The 21,161-nt window shown below is 42.4% G+C and carries 18 protein-coding genes; 8 read left to right on the top strand and 10 right to left on the bottom strand.

Going from position 1 to position 21,161, the window contains the following annotated elements; genetic code table 11:
- Positions 1-7 precede the first annotated feature (7 nt).
- Positions 8-3,616 (bottom strand): methionine synthase, encoded by a 3,609-nt coding sequence (gene metH / locus FRE64_RS08160; RefSeq protein WP_146295515.1) that lies wholly within the window; start codon positions 3,614-3,616, stop codon positions 8-10.
- 271 nt (positions 3,617-3,887) lie between these two features.
- Here metH and FRE64_RS08155 point away from each other — a divergent pair, with 271 nt between their 5' ends.
- Positions 3,888-4,667 carry an SDR family oxidoreductase gene (locus tag FRE64_RS08155; protein ID WP_146295514.1) on the top strand — a complete coding sequence of 260 codons (780 nt, stop codon included), beginning with the start codon at positions 3,888-3,890 and terminating at the stop codon, positions 4,665-4,667.
- 206 nt (positions 4,668-4,873) lie between these two features.
- Here the strand turns inward: FRE64_RS08155 and FRE64_RS08150 are convergent, their stop codons facing one another.
- Positions 4,874-6,544, bottom strand: a complete 1,671-nt coding sequence (locus FRE64_RS08150; protein ID WP_146295513.1) for an iron uptake porin — start codon at positions 6,542-6,544, stop codon at positions 4,874-4,876.
- Between the two features lie 238 nt (positions 6,545-6,782).
- Positions 6,783-8,225 (bottom strand): FAD-binding domain-containing protein, encoded by a 1,443-nt coding sequence (locus tag FRE64_RS08145; RefSeq protein ID WP_146295512.1) that lies wholly within the window; start codon positions 8,223-8,225, stop codon positions 6,783-6,785.
- 36 nt (positions 8,226-8,261) lie between these two features.
- On the opposite strand from FRE64_RS08145, the gene FRE64_RS08140 reads away from it, so the two are divergent.
- Positions 8,262-8,876, top strand: coding sequence for a hypothetical protein (locus FRE64_RS08140; protein ID WP_146295511.1), 615 nt, complete (start codon positions 8,262-8,264; stop codon positions 8,874-8,876).
- Between the two features lie 339 nt (positions 8,877-9,215).
- A complete protein-coding gene (locus FRE64_RS08135) occupies positions 9,216-9,836 on the top strand; it encodes a cysteine dioxygenase family protein (protein WP_146295510.1) in 621 nt (206 codons plus the stop codon).
- A 131-nt stretch (positions 9,837-9,967) separates the two neighbouring features.
- Here FRE64_RS08135 and malQ read toward each other — a convergent pair whose 3' ends face one another.
- Positions 9,968-11,470: a 4-alpha-glucanotransferase gene (malQ, locus tag FRE64_RS08130; RefSeq protein WP_146295509.1), complete on the bottom strand. Its 1,503-nt coding sequence runs from the start codon at positions 11,468-11,470 to the stop codon at positions 9,968-9,970.
- Positions 11,471-11,671: 201 nt separating this feature from the next.
- On the opposite strand from malQ, the gene FRE64_RS08125 reads away from it, so the two are divergent.
- Genes FRE64_RS08125 through FRE64_RS08115 form a run of 3 tightly spaced genes read left to right on the top strand, consistent with a single transcriptional unit; the run spans position 11,672 to position 14,971 of the window.
- Complete coding sequence (locus FRE64_RS08125; protein ID WP_186708734.1) at positions 11,672-12,322, top strand: hypothetical protein; 651 nt, start codon at positions 11,672-11,674, stop codon at positions 12,320-12,322.
- 25 nt (positions 12,323-12,347) lie between these two features.
- Positions 12,348-13,694, top strand: a complete 1,347-nt coding sequence (locus FRE64_RS08120) for a flotillin family protein (RefSeq protein WP_146295507.1) — start codon at positions 12,348-12,350, stop codon at positions 13,692-13,694.
- Positions 13,695-13,696: 2 nt separating this feature from the next.
- Entirely contained in the window at positions 13,697-14,971 is a 1,275-nt protein-coding gene (locus tag FRE64_RS08115) for a flotillin family protein (protein WP_146295506.1), read from the top strand.
- A gap of 29 nt (positions 14,972-15,000) precedes the next feature.
- On the opposite strand, the gene FRE64_RS08110 is transcribed toward FRE64_RS08115, so the two are convergent.
- Together FRE64_RS08110 and petM are read right to left on the bottom strand one after the other, a co-directional pair.
- Entirely contained in the window at positions 15,001-16,299 is a 1,299-nt protein-coding gene (locus tag FRE64_RS08110) for an RNA-guided endonuclease InsQ/TnpB family protein (RefSeq protein WP_146295505.1), read from the bottom strand.
- Positions 16,300-16,629: 330 nt separating this feature from the next.
- Entirely contained in the window at positions 16,630-16,740 is a 111-nt protein-coding gene (gene petM, locus FRE64_RS08105; RefSeq protein ID WP_146295504.1) for a cytochrome b6-f complex subunit PetM, read from the bottom strand.
- An 88-nt stretch (positions 16,741-16,828) separates the two neighbouring features.
- Here petM and FRE64_RS08100 point away from each other — a divergent pair, with 88 nt between their 5' ends.
- The gene (locus FRE64_RS08100) at positions 16,829-17,089 is read left to right on the top strand and encodes a 2TM domain-containing protein (protein ID WP_146295503.1); all 261 of its coding nucleotides are present in this window, start codon (positions 16,829-16,831) and stop codon (positions 17,087-17,089) included.
- Positions 17,082-17,390 (top strand): DUF3181 family protein, encoded by a 309-nt coding sequence (locus tag FRE64_RS08095; protein WP_146295502.1) that lies wholly within the window; start codon positions 17,082-17,084, stop codon positions 17,388-17,390. The genes FRE64_RS08100 and FRE64_RS08095 overlap by 8 nt, the downstream gene beginning before the upstream one ends.
- Before the next feature lie 69 nt (positions 17,391-17,459).
- Here the strand turns inward: FRE64_RS08095 and FRE64_RS08090 are convergent, their stop codons facing one another.
- From FRE64_RS08090 to FRE64_RS17465, 4 genes are all read right to left on the bottom strand, one after another.
- Positions 17,460-19,718: a caspase family protein gene (locus tag FRE64_RS08090; protein ID WP_146295501.1), complete on the bottom strand. Its 2,259-nt coding sequence runs from the start codon at positions 19,716-19,718 to the stop codon at positions 17,460-17,462.
- 54 nt (positions 19,719-19,772) lie between these two features.
- Positions 19,773-20,441 carry an energy-coupling factor ABC transporter ATP-binding protein gene (locus FRE64_RS08085; protein ID WP_146295500.1) on the bottom strand — a complete coding sequence of 223 codons (669 nt, stop codon included), beginning with the start codon at positions 20,439-20,441 and terminating at the stop codon, positions 19,773-19,775.
- 47 nt (positions 20,442-20,488) lie between these two features.
- Entirely contained in the window at positions 20,489-20,749 is a 261-nt protein-coding gene (locus FRE64_RS08080; protein ID WP_146295499.1) for a hypothetical protein, read from the bottom strand.
- A 71-nt stretch (positions 20,750-20,820) separates the two neighbouring features.
- A complete protein-coding gene (locus tag FRE64_RS17465; RefSeq protein WP_186708731.1) occupies positions 20,821-20,994 on the bottom strand; it encodes a hypothetical protein in 174 nt (57 codons plus the stop codon).
- Positions 20,995-21,161 lie beyond the last annotated feature (167 nt).

Here is a 21,161-nt window from a genome sequence, read left to right as displayed (position 1 = left end):
CAAGGCCTTAAGCACTGAAGTAACGGGCTTTCGGATGATGAGACACAATCGCTGTTGTTGACTGCTCAGGATACAACTGTTCGCTTTCATCCATGTAGAGGTTAATTTGTTTCGCCTCTAACAAGTCCAACAGGGCGTATTGATCCTGAATATTTGGGCAAGCTGGATAGCCAAAGCTATAGCGAGAACCACGATAACGTTGCGCTAAAATATCACGAATATTATCGGGGTCTTCGTCACCAAATCCTAACTCTTTTCGGATCAGAGCGTGTCCCCATTCGGCGAGAGCTTCTGCGGCTTGTACCCCAAACCCGTGGAAATAGAGGTAATCAGTGTATTTATCCTGAGCAAACAGTTCTTTAGCGTACTCAGTGGCAATTTCACCAACCGTTACCGCCTGCATCGGGAAGACATCAATCATTCCTGACTCTTTTGGTGCATAAAAGTCAGCAATACACATCCGCTGTCCTGAACCCTGACGAGGGAATTCAAAGCTGGCAATGGGTTCACTGCCTTCAGGAATGGTTCCCTTCTCCTCCATTAATTTCGGGTCAAACAGATGTAAGGTGTTTCCTTGGGCATAGCAAGGGAAATAGCCATAAATTAACTGCGGATGCAACAGATTTTCTTCTTTTGCGCGTTGCTTCCACTCTGCGAGAATTGGCTCAACCGTTTCTTGTAAGAATTGATCATATTCTTCTCGCGATTGACTTTTCTTCTTGCGGAACTGCCATTGACCAGCAAACAGGGCTTGCTTATCGAGATACCACAGCATCTCATCATAAGGAATGTCATCGGGATTGAGTAACTTATAACCCCAGAATGGCGGTGTTGGACGCTCAACATCCACCTCTATAGCTTCTGAGCGACGGGTATCAACCACTTGCGGTTCTTCAGCTTTACCGTCTTCCTCTTCGGCTGCGCCATTACTTTCGGCTTTTTCTTTTTTCGCCTTCGCCTTGACGGCTTTACCTTCTTCTTCTTCTTCAGCAAACTCCCCTAAGAAGCCTTGTAAATCATCCCATTGACCAGCCTCTTTTGCTGGCATTAACTTATCCATGAAGTTGAGGTCAGAGAAGGCATCTTTTCCGTAAACCACTTTGCCGTTATAGGCTTCTTGGCAGTCACCATAGACAAATTTCGGGGTTAACGCCGCGCCACCGAGAATGACAGGAACAGTAATGCCCTCTTCATTGAAGGTTTCTAAATTATCCTTCATAAAGGCAGTGGATTTTACTAACAGTCCACTCATGGCAATGCAGTCAGCATTATGTTCTCTGTAAGCGGCAATGATATTATCGACTGTCTGTTTAATGCCAATGTTAATGACGCGATAGCCATTATTAGAGAGAATGATATCTACTAAGTTTTTACCAATATCATGTACGTCTCCTTTAACAGTGGCAATGACAACGGTTCCTTTCGCATTATCCCCTGCATCATCTTTTTCCATGTGAGGTTCAAGATGCGCCACCGCCGCTTTCATCGTTTCTGCGGACTGTAACACAAAGGGAAGCTGCATTTCTCCAGCACCAAAGCGTTCTCCCACAACTTTCATGCCATCAAGGAGAAACTTATTAATAATATCCAAGGGCGGATAAGTATTCATGGCTTCATCGAGAACATCGTTTAAGCCAATACGTTCCCCATCAATGATGTGCTGTTTTAATTTCTCCTCAATGGAGAGGTTTTCCATGCTGGAACCAGCCACTTCGGCTTTTTTACCAGCAAAGAGTTCTGTTAGTTTCGTGAGGGGATCATAAGTACAAATGCCATCTTCATTAAATTGACGACGGTCATAAATTAAATCACGGCAAACTTGTTTATGTTCTTCTTCAATTTTGGCGAGAGGAACAATTTTACTGGCACTGACAATGGCCGCATCCATTCCTGCTTCTACTGCATCATGGAGAAATACAGAGTTAAGGGCAACTCGGGCAGCAGAGTTTAAACCAAAGGAAAGGTTAGACACCCCAAGCATAATATGACATTCGGGTAAGTTCTCCCGAATCATCTTAATGGACTCCATGGTCTCTTTCCCATTCACGCGGTCTTCTTCAATCCCTGTGGAAATGGGTAAAGCCAGAGGGTCAAAGAAGATTTCGTAAGGAGGAATGCCATATTCTACTGCTTGACGGTAAGCACGTTGGGCAATTTCAAATTTCTTCTGGGCAGTTCGCGCCATTCCGTCTTCATCAATCGTTCCGATAACAACGCCAGCGCCGTATTTTTTCCCTAGTTCTAAAACTTTAAAGAAGCGTTCTTCTCCATCTTCGTAGTTAGTGGAGTTAATCAGACATTTCCCACCAGCTACTTTTAATCCCACTTCCATTTTTGTCCATTCGGTGGAGTCCACCATCAGAGGAAGGGTGACATTATTGACGAGACGTGAAACCACTTCGTACATATCCCGTTCACCGTCACGCCCCACGTAGTCCACGTTGACATCAAGGATGTGCGCTCCCTCTTTGACCTGTGATTTAGCGATAGATACTAAGCCGTCCCAGTCTTCTTCGTTAAGCAGGGTGCGGGTTTTTTTCGAGCCACTGGCATTAAGACGTTCTCCAACAATGAGGAAGGAGTTGTCTTGAATGTAGTTCTGAGTGCTGTAAATGGAGGCGGCAGCTACTTCTTTTTTCGGATGACGTTCGGCAGGTTTTAAATCTTTGGCAATGTCAGCAAGCTGTTCAATATGGTCAGGACGAGTCCCACAGCAACCTCCGATAATTTGTACACCCAAGTCTTCAACGAAGTGCATTAGCGCCATCCGTAGCTCCATAGGAGTGAGCTTATAATGAGCCTGTCCACCAACGTTTTCTGGTAGTCCCGCGTTGGGGATACAGGAGATGGGAAAAGGAGAATGTTCCGACAAGTATTTAATGTGTTCTTTCATTTTGTCGGGGCCAGTGGCGCAGTTAAGCCCTAAAATATCAATGTTATAGGGTTCGAGGATGGTTAAAGCTGCGTCAATTTCTGTTCCCACTAGCATGGTTCCCATGACTTCCATCGTGATAGAAACCATGATGGGAATTCGATCGCCTTTTTCTTCAAAGAGTTCTTCTACTGCGTTGAGAGCACATTTGATTTGAAGAACATCTTGGCAGGTTTCAATGATAAATAAGTCAACCCCCCCATCATAAAGCCCGGCTGCTTGTTCACGGTAGGACTCTTTCATGGTGTCAAAGTCGATATGAGCAAGGGTGGGGAGTTTGGTAGTTGGCCCCATTGCACCAGCGACAAAGCGAGGTTTTTCGGGAGTGGAATATTCTTTTGCCACTCGCTTCGCAAGTTCCGCTGCCATTTTACTGAGTTCGTAGGCTTGCTCAGGAATATCATATTCCGCCAAAACCACGGAACTAGAACCAAAGGTGTCGGTTTCAATCACATCAGCCCCGGCTTCTAAAAATTCCCGATGCACTTGTTCAATGGCTTCTGGTTTTGATTTAACCAGATATTCGTTACAGCCTTCTAGGGTGGCACTGCCAAAGTCTTCTAAGGTTAATTCTTGTCTCTGTAAGGAAGTTCCCATTCCGCCGTCAAAGACGAGAACGGGACGCTCTGGTGAGTGAAGACGCTCTAAAAATGCGCTTTTTACTTTTGTTTTAGTAGTTGTCATAAGTTTCTAATTTCTCAATCGACAGCTCGAATGTTTCTCTTGTTGAAGCAGTTACTGTTATTTGTTACACATTATAAAGAATATTATCTCATGCTCTGGGAAAATAGGAAAATCTTGAGCAATAGCTAGGGGCTACAATGCCCATGATTAAAGGGATTAAGTCGTAATTACTAGCAAGATTTCTGGATTGATTGCTTTATGAAATTGGAAGCGATATTTTACAATCAAAGGGTAAAGCAAGAAACCCTTGATATTGATTGAAAGTTTGGTTATGGCGAAGAAAAAAGTGTTGGTGACGGGAGCAACGGGAAGAACTGGCTCAATTGTATTAAAAAAATTACGTCAAAAGGGGAATGATTTAGAGGTTTTTGGGTTTGCGCGTTTGCGAAGCATGGACGGAGTCCAATCGCGCTCTAAGGTTCAAGAATTATTTGGAACAACTGAAGGGTTTTATTTTGGAGATATTCGCGAAGAAAATAGTTTAGAACCAGCTATTAATGATTGTAATACACTGATTATTGTCACCAGTGCTACGCCACAAATGAAATCTCCACCTGCAGAGGGAGAACGTCCTGAGTTTACTTATCCTGAAGATGCAACCCCAGAAATTATTGATTATCAAGGACAAGTCAATCAAATTAATGCAGCTAAAAAAGCAGGGGTAGAACACATTATTTTAATGGGATCAATGGGGGGAACTAATGAAAATCATCCCTTAAATAAAATTGGCAATGGTAACATTTTAATCTGGAAAAGAAAGGCGGAACAATATTTAATTGATTCTGGTATTAACTACACGATTGTTCGCGCAGGTGGCTTACTCAATGAACCAGGAGGAAAGCGAAAACTATTAGTAGGTAAAGATGATAAATTACTACAACGAGAGTCACCGACGATTCCTCGAGAAGATGTTGCAGAGGTAATTGTCCAAGCGTTATTTATTCCAGAAGCCAAAAATAAGGCTTTTGATGTGGTTTCGGAAGAAGCCTCTCCAGAAGAAGTTACTTCAGACTTTGCTAGCTTATTTGCTCAAAGCACTCCTGGGTTATAACATTATATTATTTGATTTTCTGACCGATTGCTCCCAACTAATTATAGTCATTCCAAATAAAAAACAGCAACTTAAAAGTAGTGGGAGCATCTTGCTCCCTAGTAGCAGCCAAGATGGCTGCACTACGGAACTGAATTGGAACGACTATAACAAAATAGTTGTGTCGGAAAAAGCTTCTTCAGGAAAGCCCTTTCCGACAATGCCAATTAGAAACTAAACACAGTTCTCACACGACCAACATAGATATCATCATTGTCGCTATTGTGGTTGGGATTAAATAACGCATAACCACCTGTGGCAATATCGATATTATCACTCACTGGGAACTGATATTCTGCACTGAGTAAGTATCCATTATCAGGGTCAGTATCAACCGCAGAACCACTAGAAGAGGTTAATTTAGGTGGTTGACCAAAGGCTAAAATAAGAGCACTTCCTTCTGCCCCTAAATCAGGGAAGGAGGCATTAACCAGCCAGTTAATTAGTTCGGCATCACCATCAGGTCCAGCTTGAGTATTAGCGTTGACGTAACCAAAATAGCCTCCAACATTAAAGCGAGGACTCACACGCCAATTTGCTTGTAATCCAAAATGATCTGCAGAGGCTGCTAAATCATCACCATCTTGGGCTTGACGAAAAGGATTTGCTGCAGCGGGACTGCCAACAAAACCAGAAAGGTCATAATTGAACTGATCATCATCAGTGGGACCTCCGCCTTGATAACTGCGGAGATAGGTGGCAGCAAGGTCAACATCTCCTAAATCGACACCAATTTGTCCCCCTGCAGAGTAATCACCGCCAAATAATCCTTCTTCTGGATCGCGACCATCAGTAGCAAAATAGCCTAAATCTACTTGTACGCGATCGCCGAGGAAAATATTAGCACCGATACTTGCTCCGCCTACAGCACTCACATCATAAACAAGATTATTATAGGCAGTGAAGAGATTAATCGAATTGTAGGCAAAACCCGCTGTGGGACCAGCATTAAACACGTCATCAATTAACACCCCTTGTGCCCCTAAATGAGTAACGACATTATCTCCCACAGGGAAACTATACATTAATTGCCCCAGTTCAAAGTTACCATCAGTGCCCCCGGCAGAAAGATTACGGGTGGCAGCACGAGCACCTGTCGCGCCAGCTAAAGTATCGCTAGTTGATTCTTGAAAGCGTACTCGCAGACGATCTTCCCCTGTGAAGCTACTATCAAAGTTCATGCGAATCCGGCGAGTTAAATGGAGATTGCTATCTACTTCCCCAAGATCATCATCAAACTCGTCTTGAGCTGCCACTGCTTTATCAACACTATTAGCGCCTGCCAAGTCAAACACTACTTGACTATTAAGCTGAGTTGTGGTAGAAAACTGAGTATCTTCTAAAAATGCAGTGCGGCCTTCTAAATCGTCAACTCGTGTTGCGAGGGTAGCAAGTTCCGCTTCAAATTCTTGGGTTAACCGTTGTAGCGTTGCTAAGTCTTCTTCACTGACATCAGCACCATCGGTTGCAATCAAAGTTTCGATTTGCTGTAAACAAGCATTTAACCCTGCCGCAAACTCGTAACGAGTCATCGCCTCATTTCCCCGAAAGGTTCCATCAGGATAACCCGCAATACAGCCATAACGTTCCACTAAGTTACGTAGAGCTTCAAATGCCCAGTCATCTGGGGAAACGTCTTCCAGTTGAAAAACACTATTAACTTGATTGATCGAGCTACCACTTTCTTGATTATAAAGATCAATTTGATCAAGCAGTTCACTGGATTGATCCTCTGCTGATGCAGAAAATGGTAATTCCTCAGCAAGGGCTGTTTGCACCATTGCTAAGGCTCCTAAAGAAGGCGCAATAACTAAAAATTTTTTCCAAGATAGGCTCACAATCTGACACTCCTCACATCTAAACAGTTAAAACAGATCTGGTGTAAACATTAAGAAACTTAATTGCAACTTTGCTCTCTCTTATAAAAAGAAGCAACGTTGTGCGTTGATTTGATTGTAAACGAAATTACATCCGTTACTAAGCAGATTTTAACGTAATTTTCATATTTTTACGTTAAAAATTTTAGTTATAGCAGTTTTCTCGATAATGAGGTTTTTATCCTTTGTAAAGCAATGACTAAGAAACGCTATCTCGTTCTTTCTGTTCCTGATAGCGGCGCTTAAATTCTCGTTGTTGCTGTTTATGATCCACAATGGGTTGCGGATAATCGAGACTTTCTCGTTCAAGAGGAGAAAAATTCCCGGTTAATAACTCTTCAGTTTCTAAGGAACTCAACTCAGGTAGCCAATAGCGAATATATTCAGCATCAGGATCGAATTTTTGCGCCTGAGAGGCTGGATTAAAGATACGTAAAGGTTTGGGATCCATGCCACTAGAAGCACTCCATTGCCAACCCCCATTATTAGCGGCTAAGTCACCATCAAAGAGGGTTTGCATAAAATAGCGTTCTCCCCATTGCCAATTAATGATTAAGTCTTTAGTCAAAAAACTTGCCACAATCATTCGACAACGGTTGTGCATCCATCCAGTTATGTTTAATTGGCGCATGGCAGCATCAACAATGGGATAACCGGTTTTTCCCTCGCACCAGGCTTGAAAGTGTTGCTGGTTATTGTCCCAAGGGAAGTTTTGAAATTCTCGACGATAGGGACCATCTGCCAGTTCAGGAAAAAAGTAAAGGGCGTGCTGATAAAATTCTCGCCACGCTAGTTCTTGTCGCCAGGCTTGAATGCTGTGTCTAGCTTCATCGCTACGGGTATTTTCCCATGCTAGTTCCGTAGTTTCCCAAACTTCTCGAATGCCAATTACTCCAAATTTGAGAGCCGCACTAAGTATAGATGTGCCATCAACGGCAGGATAATTGCGGTTTTGGTCATAGTCGGCAATGGCGCGATCGCTGAATTGTTCTAATTTTGCTTTAGCAGCTACATAGCCAGGTTCTAAGGGTAATTCATTCTCCCAAGTAATCCCTAATTCTGCTAGGGTTGGTACAGCAATTCTCCCCATTTGATTTACTTTCTCTTGTTCTTGGAAAGTTAAGCCACTGAGTTGGGTAATGTTGCCTACAGGCTGGGCTTTCTCTTGTTGTTGCCAATTTTTCCAGAAGGGCGTATAAACCTTATACGGTGCTTCTCCCTTGGTAAGAATTTCTCCGGGGGCATGAAGAAGTTGATCCCAAAACGTTTGAGTCTTGATTCCCTGTTCTTGTAGAGAAGTAGTAACAGCGCGATCGCGCTTCATCCCATAGGGTTCAACATCTTGATTCCAGAATACCGCTTGAGCGTTAAGAGTAAGGGCAAGATGCGGGATCATGGTAACGGGATCAGCTTGTAATACTAATAAATCACTGCCAACCCTTTGATAACTCTCTTGTAGTCTCTCTAAGCATCCCAATAAATATTTAACTCTGGCTGGAGCAATTTGATCTGATTCTAAAATATAGGGGTCAAGACAGAAAACACCCACCACTCTTGAGGTTTGCTGATAGGCTTGGGAGAGTCCAACATTATCATTAATACGTAAGTCGCGACGATGCCAAAAAAGAATGAGTTCAGACATTAGAATATTGGGTTAACGTGAAGTTTACTGAAACTGATGGATGATCAGCAAATTCAGTCCCTGATAGAAGCAATAGTTCGCCGTTGTGAACAAGCAAAAACTCCCCTTTCCAATCAACAGCAAGAGATTTTGGAACAGGTACTGGTTGAGTTTTTCACCACCTCTATCGCCTCAGAGGCTTCAAGCTGGGAAAATCCCCTTGATGAACTAACTTCTGAGCAACGAGAGGCTTTACTTGAATTTATCATAGAACAACGAGAAGGTTCATGGAAAGCAAAGTTACTCAATGACTGGTTACAGGGAAAAGATTCAGGGAAAGTACAATTTTTACGAAAAGAATATGGACCACAATGGCTGAATCGAGTGCAACCCTATCACCTAGCCCAGTATTTAGAAAACAGCGATCGCGCCCAAGAGATTCAATTACAAATCGGCGATCGCATTGAAGTCTCTAATTTCGTTTGGGAATGGGTACAAGATGATAATCCCGATTGGTATCCTGCAACTGTAATTAATCTTTCACAAGGAGAGTATAAAGGTCACCGCTATCAAAACTGCACCATTCGCTTTGATAATGGGGAAGAGTTAGAAATTCCTGGAGTTTATCAATGGAATCTTTATAACTGGCGTTTGGCACAAAGTAGTCAGTAATTTGCCTTTTTCCAATTAAAAAAGCCCGCTTAAGTGACTAAACTTTAGGCTAGGATTGTAGCATATTTAGAATTTTTCGGAGGTTGAATCCTTAAATTTCTGCGCTATCCTTCTTCAATTCGCTATTACTATAGTGATTCCAAATAAAAACCATCAGGTGAAAAGTAGTGGGAGCATCTTGCTCCCTACTAGCGACCGTCTCGGTCACATTACGGAAACTAATTGGAATGGCTATAAAATTGAGGACTGCCGCGCTAACGTTCAAATTAGTGAATTTGATCATCAAAATTGCATTGACAACCTTTTGAGACACTCTAGTGAAGCGAAAAACAAGGAAAAATGAAAGCGGATTGGTTAGTTAAAGATAATGGTGTGTGTTCCCGTTGTACTTTAGTAAGAGACTGGGATTTTTTAGATGCAGGCTATCGCTTGTATCGCTTTTTAACCGAAGTAGAAGATCGGATTAACTTAGCAGTTTCCCAAGGAACGGATGAAGAAACTTTACTCTCACAACTACGTCCCCTAGTGAGGAAATTAATCCTTAATTGTTCGGTTGTTCAATCCTCTTGCCATCAACTGAACCAAAATCAAGAAAATGCTGTTGCAATGCTATATGATGAGTTGGGTTTACCAATTACGATTCAAACAGAAATCAACTGTTTAGGGGAAAAATCGCCCATTCATAATCATGGAACATGGGGAATTGTAGCAGTATTAAAAGGGCAGCAAAAAAATTGGTTTTGGCGACGAAATCCTACAGAAAATCATCCTAATCGTATTGAGTATGTTGGGGAAAAAATTATTCAGCAGGGAGAAATCATTAGTTTTACTTCTGAGGCAATTCATAGGATAGAAGCTGTTGGCGAGGAGGCAACAATTACCTTAAACTTATACGGAGAAACAGAAGCAAATAAAAGGTTTCAGTTTGATGATGAGAAACAAACTGCTAAAGCCTTTTAAGTCATACAGTTAAGATTTATCTCCCCTATATCCCCACCTGAGGGTAATTTCAGGAGAATGAAACGACCCTGGGGGTTAGGCGGGGATCGTAATTATTCGTATTAACAAATTACTAATGACCCTGATTAGTATTATTCTGGGCTACGACCATAAAGATAGGTTAACATTCCCAACCGATCGCGCAACTGTTCAGTTAACTCATCACGACGATAGCGCCAGGCCCAATTTTCCCCAAGACTACTGGGAGTATTCATCCGTGCGTTACTTCCTAACCCCAGCACATCTTGTAAAGGAATAATCGCTTGATTAGCCACTGATCCTAAAGCTAAACGAATCATACTCCAATGAATGCCTTCAGAGCTAATTCCCCCTAAATACTGACGCACAATCTCTTTTTGTTGTGCATTGCGCTTTTTATACCAGCCTACAGTCGTATCATTATCGTGAGTTCCGGTATAAACAATACAATTGCGATCATGATAATTAAAGGGCAAATACGGATTCCCTGGCCCATCATCAAAGGCAAAGTGTAATACTTTCATGCCGGGAAAATCAAACTTCGCTCTTAAGGCTTCTACCTCATCAGTAATAATCCCTAAATCTTCAGCAACAATTGGTAATTCCCCCAGTCTCTCTCGTAAAAGATTAAAAAACTTCTCCCCTGGGGCTTTCACCCAATGACCATTGCGGGCATCTTCTTCTCCTTCAGGAACTGCCCAAAACGACTCAAAGCCACGGAAATGGTCAATTCGCAATAAATCCACATAATCAAGGGTGCCCTCAAAGCGGTGTAACCACCAGTCAAAGCCATTAGCTTCCACTTGTTCCCAGTTATAAACAGGATTCCCCCAAAGTTGTCCCCCTTCACTAAAATAATCTGGGGGAACCCCTGCCATCATCGAAGGTTGTAGGGTTTCAGGATCAATGCAGAAAATATCTTGGTGAACCCAAACCGCCATACTATCATGGGCCACATAAATCGGGATATCGCCAAGAATTTTAATTTGTCGTTCATTGGCGTAAGATTTTAGGGCTTGCCACTGACGGTAAAACTCAAACTGGAGATATTTGTGATAATAAATCTCCCATCCTAAATGCTTTTTCCATTCCTCTAAAGTTTTGGGATCGCGCCTTGCTAAACCTTCTTCCCATTCATGCCAACTAATGCCATCATTAGCATCTTTAAGTGCCATAAAGAAGGCAAAATCTTCTACCCAATACCCATGTTTATAACAAAAGTCATGGTAGGGGCTACGCTGATCTTCAGGTAACTCCGCAAACCGTTCAAAGGCCTTGCGTAAAAGGGGCATTTTGACCGCTTCTACCCGATCATAATCTACCGTTTCTAACGGCATTTCAGGAAAATTGGCGATATCTTCATGGGTTAATAAGCCAAATTCCACCAGTTTGTCGGGACTAATTAACAAATGGTTTCCAGCTAGAGCAGAATAGGATAAATAAGGAGAATTCCCAAAGCCAGTGGGCCCTAAAGGAAGCACTTGCCACAGTTGCTGCCCACTACCGGCTAAAAAATCAATAAATTCGTACGCTTCTGCCCCTAAATCTCCAATGCCGTAGCGACTAGGAAAAGAAGTGGGGTGTAATAAAATTCCGCTTGCTCGCTCAAGTTGCATAAATTTCAGTTCAATTCTACCTGATACTGAGGAATTAACCTCCCATAGACACTTTGACATTCTCTTGGCAATTAGACAAGCCAAAATTTTCCATTTTGACAAGAGTTGTTAAGAAACATAAACAAATCCCCTCCTTTCCCAATGCTCTTGTTTAAAGTAAAGGCGTAAGAAGGTTGGGTCTGATTGCCAACTTAAAAGACAATGCTCGTTATTTATATTGCCTGTTCCCTGATCGGCGGTCTCTTTGTTCTTTTATCCGTATCGGGTGGGTTTGAAGGCTTTGATGTGGAAGCAGATGCCGATGCCGATGTTGATATGGATTTCGACGCGGATGCGGATGCGGATTTCGATGGAGATGCTGTCGATGATGTGGACTTTGGCACTCAACCAGATCAAAGGGAAAAAAGGTTTTCTTCTCGGAAAAAGCGCTGGCTACCCTTTTATAGCTTTAAGTTTTGGACATTTGGTGTCTGTTTCTTTGGTTTAACGGGACTGGCGTTAACGTTACTAGAACCTGAGTTAGGAGAAGGAATCATTGGCGCGATCGCGCTCGCAATGGGATTCGCCATTGGAACCACTATGGCTTGGTTATTAAAAGTTTTAGGCGGAAATTACACCAATAGTATCACGCGTACTGAGGATTTAGTCGGGGCGGTGGGAAGGGTGGAAATCCCCTTTGATGCTAATAGCCGTGGCAAAGTTCAACTTCCCCTGAAAGGTTCAACGGTTGGTTTTTCGGCCATGACCGAAGAACAAGCTGAGTTTAAGCCAGGAGATCAAGTTCTCGTGGTTTCCTTCTCCGATAATAAAGTGTGGGTGGTCTCAGCGAAAGCCCTACAGGAAGAAAATTAACTTACTACTGGAGTGAAGACAATTTATGAATCAATATATTGAAACTCGATCAGAAACTAGAGCAGAGCCATCTCCCCTTACAGTGGAAAGTAATTTAGTGAGGGCTGACGCGGGCTTAATTATTACCATTGTTATTATTGTGATTTTGCTGGGAATTGGCGTACTGAATACAATGATTCAAATTTGTGACCCCAATAAAATTCTCATTATTTCAGGTCGCAAATATAAGCGGGAAGATGGTCAAGAACTTGGCTATCGCGTCATTTATGGGGGACGTACTTTTCGAATTCCCATCCTCGAAAGTGTAGAAACTATGGATGTCAGGACGATACCTGTTCCCATTGAAGTAACAAATGCTTATGCTAAAGGGGGAACTCCCCTCAATATCCAAGCCATTGCCAATGTCAAAATCTCTGGGGATTGGTCAGTGGTAGGCAATGCTATTGAACGCTTTTTAGGACGCGGACGTGAAGAAATTTCTCGGGTAGCCAGAGAAACCTTAGAAGGAAATTTACGGGGGGTAGTTGCGACACTCACCCCAGAACAGCTGAATGAAGATCGCCTGCAATTCGCTGAACGCATTTCCAATGATGTCGCCTCTGATTTAGCGAAATTGGGGTTACAATTGGATACTCTAAAAATCCAAAGTGTTTCTGATGATGTGGATTATCTCAACTCCATTGGGCGACGACAAATTGCAACGATTGTTCGGGATGCTGAAATTGCCGAATCAAACGCGATCGCAGAAGCTGAACAAGCCGAAGCAGACTGTAATCGTAAAGCGGAAGTTGCTGAAACTGAAACTGCCACTGCTACCGAAGAAAAACAAAATGAATTGCGACGCATCACCGCAGAAGTAGGCAAAGAAGCCAAAATGGAAGAGGAACGAACCACAGCTGCAGCTGAAGAAGCTAGAGCAAGAGCGCAACAAGAATTACAATCCGTAAGGGCGGAATTAGAGAAAGCGCGGTTAGAAGTTGACCAAGTTCTCCCGGCACAAGCTCAACAACAAGCTAATGAACTGGAAGCAAAAGGCAAAGCGGCGAAACTTGCCGAGGATAACAAAGCCTCAGCACAAGTCAATGAAATGTTAGCCCAAGTTTGGCAAGAAACAGGAGTGGATGCTTCCGAATTATTCCTTGTCCAACAAATGGAGATGATTCTCAAGCAAGCTACCAAAGTCCCTCACCGCTTGCATTTAGGAGAAGTGAGTGTCATTGACAATGGGGATGGGAAGGCGCTTGCGTCTCTCTCCAATGCCTATCCAGAAATGATCCGTCAGTTCCTCCAGCAATCAGAGGAAACGTTGGGGATCAAACTATCTGGGAAAAATAATCAAGATACCGAGCAAACTGAAATGGAGGAAGATTAAACATGATAAATCTTAGAGAAACAGGAGTTACTCTCCTAATTATAGCTTTAGCGGCAACAGGCGCTATAGCCCTAGTGATCAAAAATCTCTACTACATTTGCCAACCCAGTGAAATCCTAATTTTTGCTGGCAGTCGTCAACCTGTAACTGGCGGTGGTAGTGTCGGTTATCGCTTAGTGAAAGGCGGTAGTAGTATCCGCAGACCCCTTTTAGAAAAAGTGTTTAAAATGAGCCTCAGCAACATGATCATTGATTTGAAGGTAACTAATGCTTATTCTAAGGGGGGAATTCCCTTAAAAGTGGATGGAGTAGCGAATATTAAAATCGCGGGAGAAGAACCTGCCATTCACAACGCCATTGAACGGTTACTCGGCAAAAGCCAACAAGAAATCGAAACTATGGCCCAGCAAACCCTAGAAGGAAATTTAAGAGGGGTGCTTGCTAGTCTCACGCCAGAAGAAGTCAATGAAGACAAAATGGCATTTGTTCGCAACCTCTTAGATGAAGCGGAAGACGACTTACAAAAATTAGGCTTAGTTTTAGATAACCTGCAAATTCAGAATATCTCTGATGACGTAGATTATCTTAACTCCATTGGGCGTAAACAACGAGCCGACTTATTGCGAGATTCCCGCATTGCTGAAGCCAATACTAAAGCCGAATCAGCACTAAAAGCAGCCGAAAACAAGAAAAATACCTCTCTGCGCCAAATTGAAGCCAGAATTGAAACCACTCGCGCCGAAGCGAACCGCCGTCTGCAAAATGCTTTAACTCAAAGAGAAGCGGGAATAGCCGAAGCAGAATCAGAAATTGCGGCGGAAGTGGCAAAAACCCAAGCGAATTTGTCAGTACAACGGGAACGGCGCAAACAAGTGGAACAGCAATTACAAGCAGATGTCATCGCGCCTGCTGAAGCTGACTGTCAACGCGCCCAAGCTGATGCGAAAGGACAAGCCGCCAGTATTATTGAAGATGGGAAAGCCCAAGCCGATGGCTTAAGAGCCCTCGCTGAGTCTTGGAAGGCTTCTGGAGAAAATGCCCGAGAAATCTTCCTCTTTCAGAAGCTGGAACCACTCTTATCCAGTATGGTGAATACTGTTCCTGATATTGATGTGCAGAAGGTAACGGTTATTGATCCCGCTAAAGGCGGTAATGCCACTAAACTTGCAACCTTTATGGAACAGTTACGAGAAAGCACTGGGATTGATATTCCCAAAACAGTGGAACGGTTGGGTGAAACCAATAGTGAGAAAAATGATCAACAACCAATGGATTGACTTCTCCTCGCTCTAAAGAGACGAGGATTCTAAGAGGTGGCTTCGCAACGGGTTAAAAACCTCGTTGCTCCGCTCTTTCTCTTAGAGTGCCAGATGTATAGTCTGGATGGCAGAGTCAAAGCTGCCCTATTGACCTTGGCTAGAACTAAGCCTAGCTGTATCTCTACTTTTCTCAGAATGTTCGCCGCTGCTTGAGCGTCAGCATTTACAATTCTTCCTTTTGAATCTTGATAGCATCCTCTTGTTACTCTTTTACCTGATGGCTGCCACCTTTCGGGTTTTTCACCGAATGTCGGTAGCAAATCACGGTCTAGAAAAGAGGCTTTTGAGGTATAAGATTCTTCAGTTTCTACAAACTCAAGTCCGTGTTCTTCTGCTAATTGTTGAATACGAGCCTTTAACTTAGCTGTGGGAATCTGGACAAAGTTTTGATTGTTTTTCTTTCCGATGTTTATTCCCTGTCGCTGACCTTGATTCCATCCAAAAACAATTGTTCCTATGTTTTTATCAAGACAATAGTTAATGACCATTCGGGCTGCTTTGTTCACAGCGTCTCTGATTTGACGATTCCGTTTTTCAGTGATTTTAGATAACTCAAAATTCCAATAACCTTGAGGCTTTCCTTCTTTCAAGGAAGAGACTCGACGATTATAGTTTTGATTTAAAGATTTTACTTTTCTTCCATCAATGATGAAAGACTCACCGAGAGTAGCAACACAAGTTAACCAGTTATCAATACCAGGGTCAATTCCTAAGGCTTCTTCTGAGTTAACCGTCTTCTTGACTTCTGGTGTTTCATAAACCCACTCCAGATAAAACTCTTTATTTCTAGGAAGAATCCTAAGTTCTTTAATCTGCTTAAACTCTAAGTTAGAAGGAAAGGGAAGGAAAAATTCTTTTTTACCTAACTGAGATTTGGCAGTTTTACCAAGAGGTACTCTTACATGATTATCTTTCAGTCTAAGGGATTGTTTCGGATAGGTAGCTACCGCTAAACCACCTTTTTCTCGATAGGTAGGAAGTTTCGGGTGTTTATCAATTTCACCATTAAAGAAGCATTTTCTTAACTCCTTAAACGACTTAAAAGATTCAGCGACACTTCTTAAAGTTTGTTGGGAGCATTGGGAATACAGTGCTTGATAATTTTCCTGTTGTTTTAGGGATTTCTCTAAATCAAACTTACCAACGATTCGGGTTTCTTTGAAGAAAGTTTGACGAGCCAGATAAATCCCACAATTAGTTAGATTGTTTGCAATCCGACAAATATACTCCAAAACAGGAATTAAATCTGAACTAGATCGAACTCGATTTTGTTGACATCCATACATAGTTATCTTGCTTACTCTGTTAAAATAACTATAGCATAAATCAAGTCATTGACAAGAGATGAAAAAAGAACAATTTTCCATTCGGATCGAAGTAGGGAGACTTGAAAAGTTGAGGCTGTATGCAAGACATAAAAGAAAAACAATGACTCAGCTAGTAGAAGACTGGATTGATACCTTAGAAATGCCAAATTACAAGGACACAGAAGACTAAAGTCCTTTGTCGCCATTCATCCATCCGTTTCAAACGGATGGCTTTCTGACTGGTCAACTGTAAGTAAAAAAATCCCCCTGCCTTTCTTAGGTGGGGGAGTATTGCTAGAAAAACTGCAATTATTCTTCATTGCCTTGAATTTTAAGTAGCAAAAAGCCCCAGGCTAATCCCACTAAAATTAAAGTGAATGACAAAATTGCACTGTTAAAAATGATACTATTAGCAGTCATAATTTTCTATTATTAATCTAGGGTGTTAGAACGATATTTTCTACAACAATGATAATATAGTTATGTCGATTATGGAAGATGCTTGCTTATGCCACCGCGTTGGCCCCGTCAGCCTACCCGTGAAGATCCCGCTTATCGAAAGCTAGAAGACCGCATCAATTTTGCTCTTCATGTGGCAACGTTTGGTCTGATTAACTCTGGGGTTTGGTTCTTTAAACAACTCAATAGTGCTAACTGGCAATGGGCAAGTTGGCTTACATTGGGCTGGTTAATCGTTTTGGCAGTTCATTTGATTTATATTAGCGCAATCGCTGATTATTCTACTAACTCTAAAAAAACCGATGGCTAATTCTAACTCCACTCAAGCAATTGAACGCCTCGCCGCAGAAATTGGCGATAAAGTTTACATTGATGTTGCCAAATGGCATCTGTATCTCTCTGATGCCCATCTTCACACTACTGTTGCTGAACAGCTTTATTCCCTCCTCGAAGATAAAAGTATTACTGAAGAACAAGTAAAAACAGTTCTTAAGCAAATTTCTGTTAAGCTTGGTGGCGGCAAAACCCAATTACCCTTACTTGACTTAGTACCTCAAATAGCCCTTAGTGATCTTATGGAGATCTTAGAGGAATACCAGAAGGAATTTTAATCCCTAGTTATTGGTCATTAGTCACTCCTGCACAAATGACAAAGGACAAATGACAAAGGACTAACAATATTAAACCACTTGGTAAACAAAGCTCAAAGTTGCCCAACAATTGACATCTAACGCATAAGAGTTACTACCAGAATTGATAAGTTCGCTCTCAACATTACTAGCAGCTGCCAAGTCTTCTTGTAGGGCTTGTACCACTTTTAGGGGTTCAGGGAGATCAATAATGCGTTCCCCTTCTCCCTTAGATTGGGGAATTTGAGATAGGAGATTGAGAGTTTTTGTAAAAGGCTGAGTGCTGCCAATGATATAGATTTCTGATAAGCCAGCAGGGCCTGTAACTGTCCAATTATAAGAGGCTTTGTTTTTAGGAATCACCCGCTCTTCCCTTGGGGAAATTTTCAACTCTTGTAATGGTTGAATACTTTGGGAGGGATCGGGAACTGCCGAGGAATCAGGAGAATAGAAGGCGATCGGATTAGCTCCAGAATCTACCCCTAATAATAAAGCATAAATCGCGCGATCGCTGATATTTGTTAACCGAGATTGAATTTGAGTACCCGTTTCTAATTGTGGAAATGCCCCCGCTAAGGCATAGGGTAACAATTGATTATTAAAGAAAAACTCTTTTCCTTGACGATAACGAAATGTCTCTTGACTAATAACAGGGGTAATTTGTCCTGCTTGAGAAACAATTTCTAAACTAGCCCGTAATCCTAAGCGCGAAGAACCTTCATTGACGGTTAAGCGACATAATTTGGCAGCTAAAAGGGTATTTAGTTTCGGAAGCACCCGCATAACTGCTGATTTAACAGCCTCGTTTTGTGTGCCTACAGTACTAGGAATGGGGATTCCCCCTACAGAAAATAACCCATAACCTTTTTCTGTAGTGGCTTTAATGGGCGGATTTCCTTGCAGAGATTGTCCTTTACTAAATAAACAGTCTGCTGTTCCTTCTCCCGCAATAATCACCGAAGACACTTCTGGGACACTGGAAAAGGCACTGGTGGCATCAACGCGTTCAATACGCCCTAAATTTGACTCTAGAGCGACAATTAATCCTGGGTTACGAGGGATAACTCGGATTTCTTCTTGTAAGCCCTGTCCTACTTCTAAATTGGGCGTTTCCTGCAGCGATCGCGCTTTTCCTACTAACCCTTCACGAGTCACCAGTTCCACCAAAGACAAGTTTTCTTCCGTTTGATTAGAGGGAACAGAGAAGAGAGAATTCACCCCAAAGTCTTTAAGGAGAGTCGGAGGAATTCCAGATAAACGTAGTTCTAGGGTTCCTTCCTTCTCCACATTGGTAATCACTGCCTCTGCCCCAAATAAGTCAGAGAAGGCATAATAGGGAACAATCGTTTTCCCTTGATCTTGTCCAAATAAACGTGGTTGCTGTTGGGGTCCTAATAGGCGTTCAATAGTTTGGGCACTGCGAGTGAGGGAAATTTGAATATTACTAGCGGAAATGGCTTCCCACAGAGAATGAGTGAGGGTATGGGTAAAGACTCCCCCATTAAACCCTCCCCAATCAGTTTCAGTGGCAATTTGTTGGGGACCGGTTGCCGTAATGACAATGCCGGGTAAATTTTGACCTTGGTCGATAAGATTCCTTAAAGAATGGGCAGTATTGTGAAATTTGGCTTCTATCTTGCGGGCAAATTCTAAATCATCTTCACTAATGGGAGAGGTGCGAGAATTATTAATGGAGCGAACCCTTAAATGACCTTGTAGATTTTGACCCACTCCTAAATAGCTCGTATCAAGCACAAAGGTGACTTTATTCGTTGACAGCGATCGCGCTAAAGTAGCTAAGGTGCTTTCTAATAGGAAATTGTGGTCAGTGAACCATCTTCCTGAAGCTGATGCGTCAGTGGGGAGAAGACAATTAATTGCTGAGGGGGCATTTTCTTGTTGAAGTGAATCAGGAAGTTTGGCTTTTGTCCCGTACCCACTAAAGTGAAAGACAACAATGTCATCAGGTTGAGCCTGATTAATTAAATGGTCAATAAAGGCGTTAACAATGCGATCGCGCGTTGCTTCCCCATCGGTGAGGGTGAGAATATCTGACCCTTGAAACCCAAACCGATACTGTAAAAGTTCGGCTTGTTGTTCCACATCTGTCAAACAGCCTTTGAGATGATTTTCCTGTTGATATTGATTAATCCCCACTAATAAGGCGAGCTTTCTGCTCCTAGAACTGGCTAAAGCCTGACTATACTGATAAGTTTTGCTAGTGAGGGATAATGGGACTTCTCTCGATGCGCTCCAGGCAAATACAGTGAGCCAAACTTGTTTTAAAAATTGTCGCCGGTCAATACTCATGTCATCCTGAGTAAATGTTAATCTGCTATTACTGTAAAGGGTTTTGGAGTTAAGTCAAGCAGTGGACTGAATAACATAATTTTTTAATTCCTGTGGTGGACCTTCTTTGGTAATGTTGCCTTCTTCGAGGATAAAAGCGCGATCGCAGTAGTCAAGTTCATCCAAGCGATGGGTCACCCACAGAGCAGTCATACCGCGACTTTTCACCAGAGAACGCACCTGTTCTACTAACTCCCCTTGCGTCTCAGGATCAAGGAGTGCTGTTGGTTCATCTAATAATAATACTGGACAATGACGCGCGATCGCGCCGGCAATGGCAATTCGTTGTTTTTGTCCTCCACTGAGGGCATAAATTGGTCGTCTCTCCCAACCCAACAAATTAACAGCGCTGAGGGCTTCTTGAACGCGATCGCGCACTTGGGGCCAACTTAACCCCTCTGATACCAACCCAAATGCCACATCCGCCCCCACTGTTGGCATCACTAACTGATGATCAGGATTTTGAAACACAAACCCTAAGGGTTGTTGCACATAGCATTCCCCACTCTGAGGACTCAATAAACCACTTAAAATTTTTAATAACGTTGATTTACCACTGCCATTATTCCCCAAAAGCATCCAAAACTCTCCTTGAGGAATTTCCAGAGAGCAACCTTTGAGAATTGGTTTTTGAGCAGACCAACCAAATGTTAAATTTTGAACAGAAATTGCTACGTCTTTCACTAACCCACCTTTGCCCCCAAAAGTAGGGGGATAACCTCTTCTATTATCTAGGATTGCATGAAAAATCCAGGAGCGCGACCGGTTGCTGTGCCATCTTTTTGCGAGACAATCACAGCAACAATTTGGTCACTCATAACGGCAATTTTCTTTTCTGGATCCTTTTCACAAGTTAATTCCAGTAATTGAGGTGAGTCAGCTTTCAAAGCCGTTAAGATTTCTTGATACAAGGTTTGGGCAGTCTCGGATTCTTTCCGTTGGACACTCAGAGGAAGGGGGCTATATTTCAAAGTTAGATCAATTGAGAACATAAAATCAAACGTGAGTTTCTTTCCCAATGTATCTTATCCCATGTCTGAGAGCTATTGTATAGGGGGATAACTCAAACTAATCCTGACCGATGACAAATCACTGCAAACCCAGTTGCGATCGCAGTGATCAATAGAGCGACTAAAGGCGATTGTCCTTGACTGACAGCAAAAGAGGTTACAATTCCAGCACCAACAGCAGAGATGGCAATTGTGTTTAACAGGTCGCTTTGGGGTGAGGCTTTCATTTTAAAGTTGTATCTTAAACTACATAACTCTGCCTTCAACTTAGCAAGCCACCTGAGTCTTTAGAAGAAAATTGCTGCTAGTGTAACTAAGACTTAGCGTTTCTATAAATTTTTTAATGATTTATGAGTTGACCCCTAGTAAAAACATTGTTACTATAACTGCATAC

Origin of the sequence: Euhalothece natronophila Z-M001, assembly GCF_007904085.1 — a bacterium.
Lineage (GTDB): Bacteria > Cyanobacteriota > Cyanobacteriia > Cyanobacteriales > Rubidibacteraceae > Halothece > Halothece natronophila.
Note: the sequence above shows the minus strand (reverse complement) of the source record. Positions and strands in the feature narration are given on the sequence as shown.

What these genes read in the sequence shown, in the direction of transcription:
- FRE64_RS08110 (WP_146295505.1), bottom strand. Translation starts at nt 16,299, where the DNA reads ATGTATGGATGTCAACAAAATCGAGTTCGATCTAGTTCAGATTTAATT.
- FRE64_RS08155 (WP_146295514.1), top strand. Translation starts at nt 3,888, where the DNA reads ATGGCGAAGAAAAAAGTGTTGGTGACGGGAGCAACGGGAAGAACTGGC.
- FRE64_RS08135 (WP_146295510.1), top strand. Translation starts at nt 9,216, where the DNA reads ATGAAAGCGGATTGGTTAGTTAAAGATAATGGTGTGTGTTCCCGTTGT.
- FRE64_RS08145 (WP_146295512.1), bottom strand. Translation starts at nt 8,225, where the DNA reads ATGTCTGAACTCATTCTTTTTTGGCATCGTCGCGACTTACGTATTAAT.
- FRE64_RS17465 (WP_186708731.1), bottom strand. Translation starts at nt 20,994, where the DNA reads ATGAAAGCCTCACCCCAAAGCGACCTGTTAAACACAATTGCCATCTCT.
- FRE64_RS08140 (WP_146295511.1), top strand. Translation starts at nt 8,262, where the DNA reads ATGGATGATCAGCAAATTCAGTCCCTGATAGAAGCAATAGTTCGCCGT.
- petM (WP_146295504.1), bottom strand. Translation starts at nt 16,740, where the DNA reads ATGACTGCTAATAGTATCATTTTTAACAGTGCAATTTTGTCATTCACT.
- FRE64_RS08100 (WP_146295503.1), top strand. Translation starts at nt 16,829, where the DNA reads ATGCCACCGCGTTGGCCCCGTCAGCCTACCCGTGAAGATCCCGCTTAT.
- FRE64_RS08090 (WP_146295501.1), bottom strand. Translation starts at nt 19,718, where the DNA reads ATGAGTATTGACCGGCGACAATTTTTAAAACAAGTTTGGCTCACTGTA.
- malQ (WP_146295509.1), bottom strand. Translation starts at nt 11,470, where the DNA reads ATGCAACTTGAGCGAGCAAGCGGAATTTTATTACACCCCACTTCTTTT.
- metH (WP_146295515.1), bottom strand. Translation starts at nt 3,616, where the DNA reads ATGACAACTACTAAAACAAAAGTAAAAAGCGCATTTTTAGAGCGTCTT.
- FRE64_RS08120 (WP_146295507.1), top strand. Translation starts at nt 12,348, where the DNA reads ATGAATCAATATATTGAAACTCGATCAGAAACTAGAGCAGAGCCATCT.
- FRE64_RS08125 (WP_186708734.1), top strand. Translation starts at nt 11,672, where the DNA reads ATGCTCGTTATTTATATTGCCTGTTCCCTGATCGGCGGTCTCTTTGTT.
- FRE64_RS08095 (WP_146295502.1), top strand. Translation starts at nt 17,082, where the DNA reads ATGGCTAATTCTAACTCCACTCAAGCAATTGAACGCCTCGCCGCAGAA.
- FRE64_RS08115 (WP_146295506.1), top strand. Translation starts at nt 13,697, where the DNA reads ATGATAAATCTTAGAGAAACAGGAGTTACTCTCCTAATTATAGCTTTA.
- FRE64_RS08080 (WP_146295499.1), bottom strand. Translation starts at nt 20,749, where the DNA reads ATGTTCTCAATTGATCTAACTTTGAAATATAGCCCCCTTCCTCTGAGT.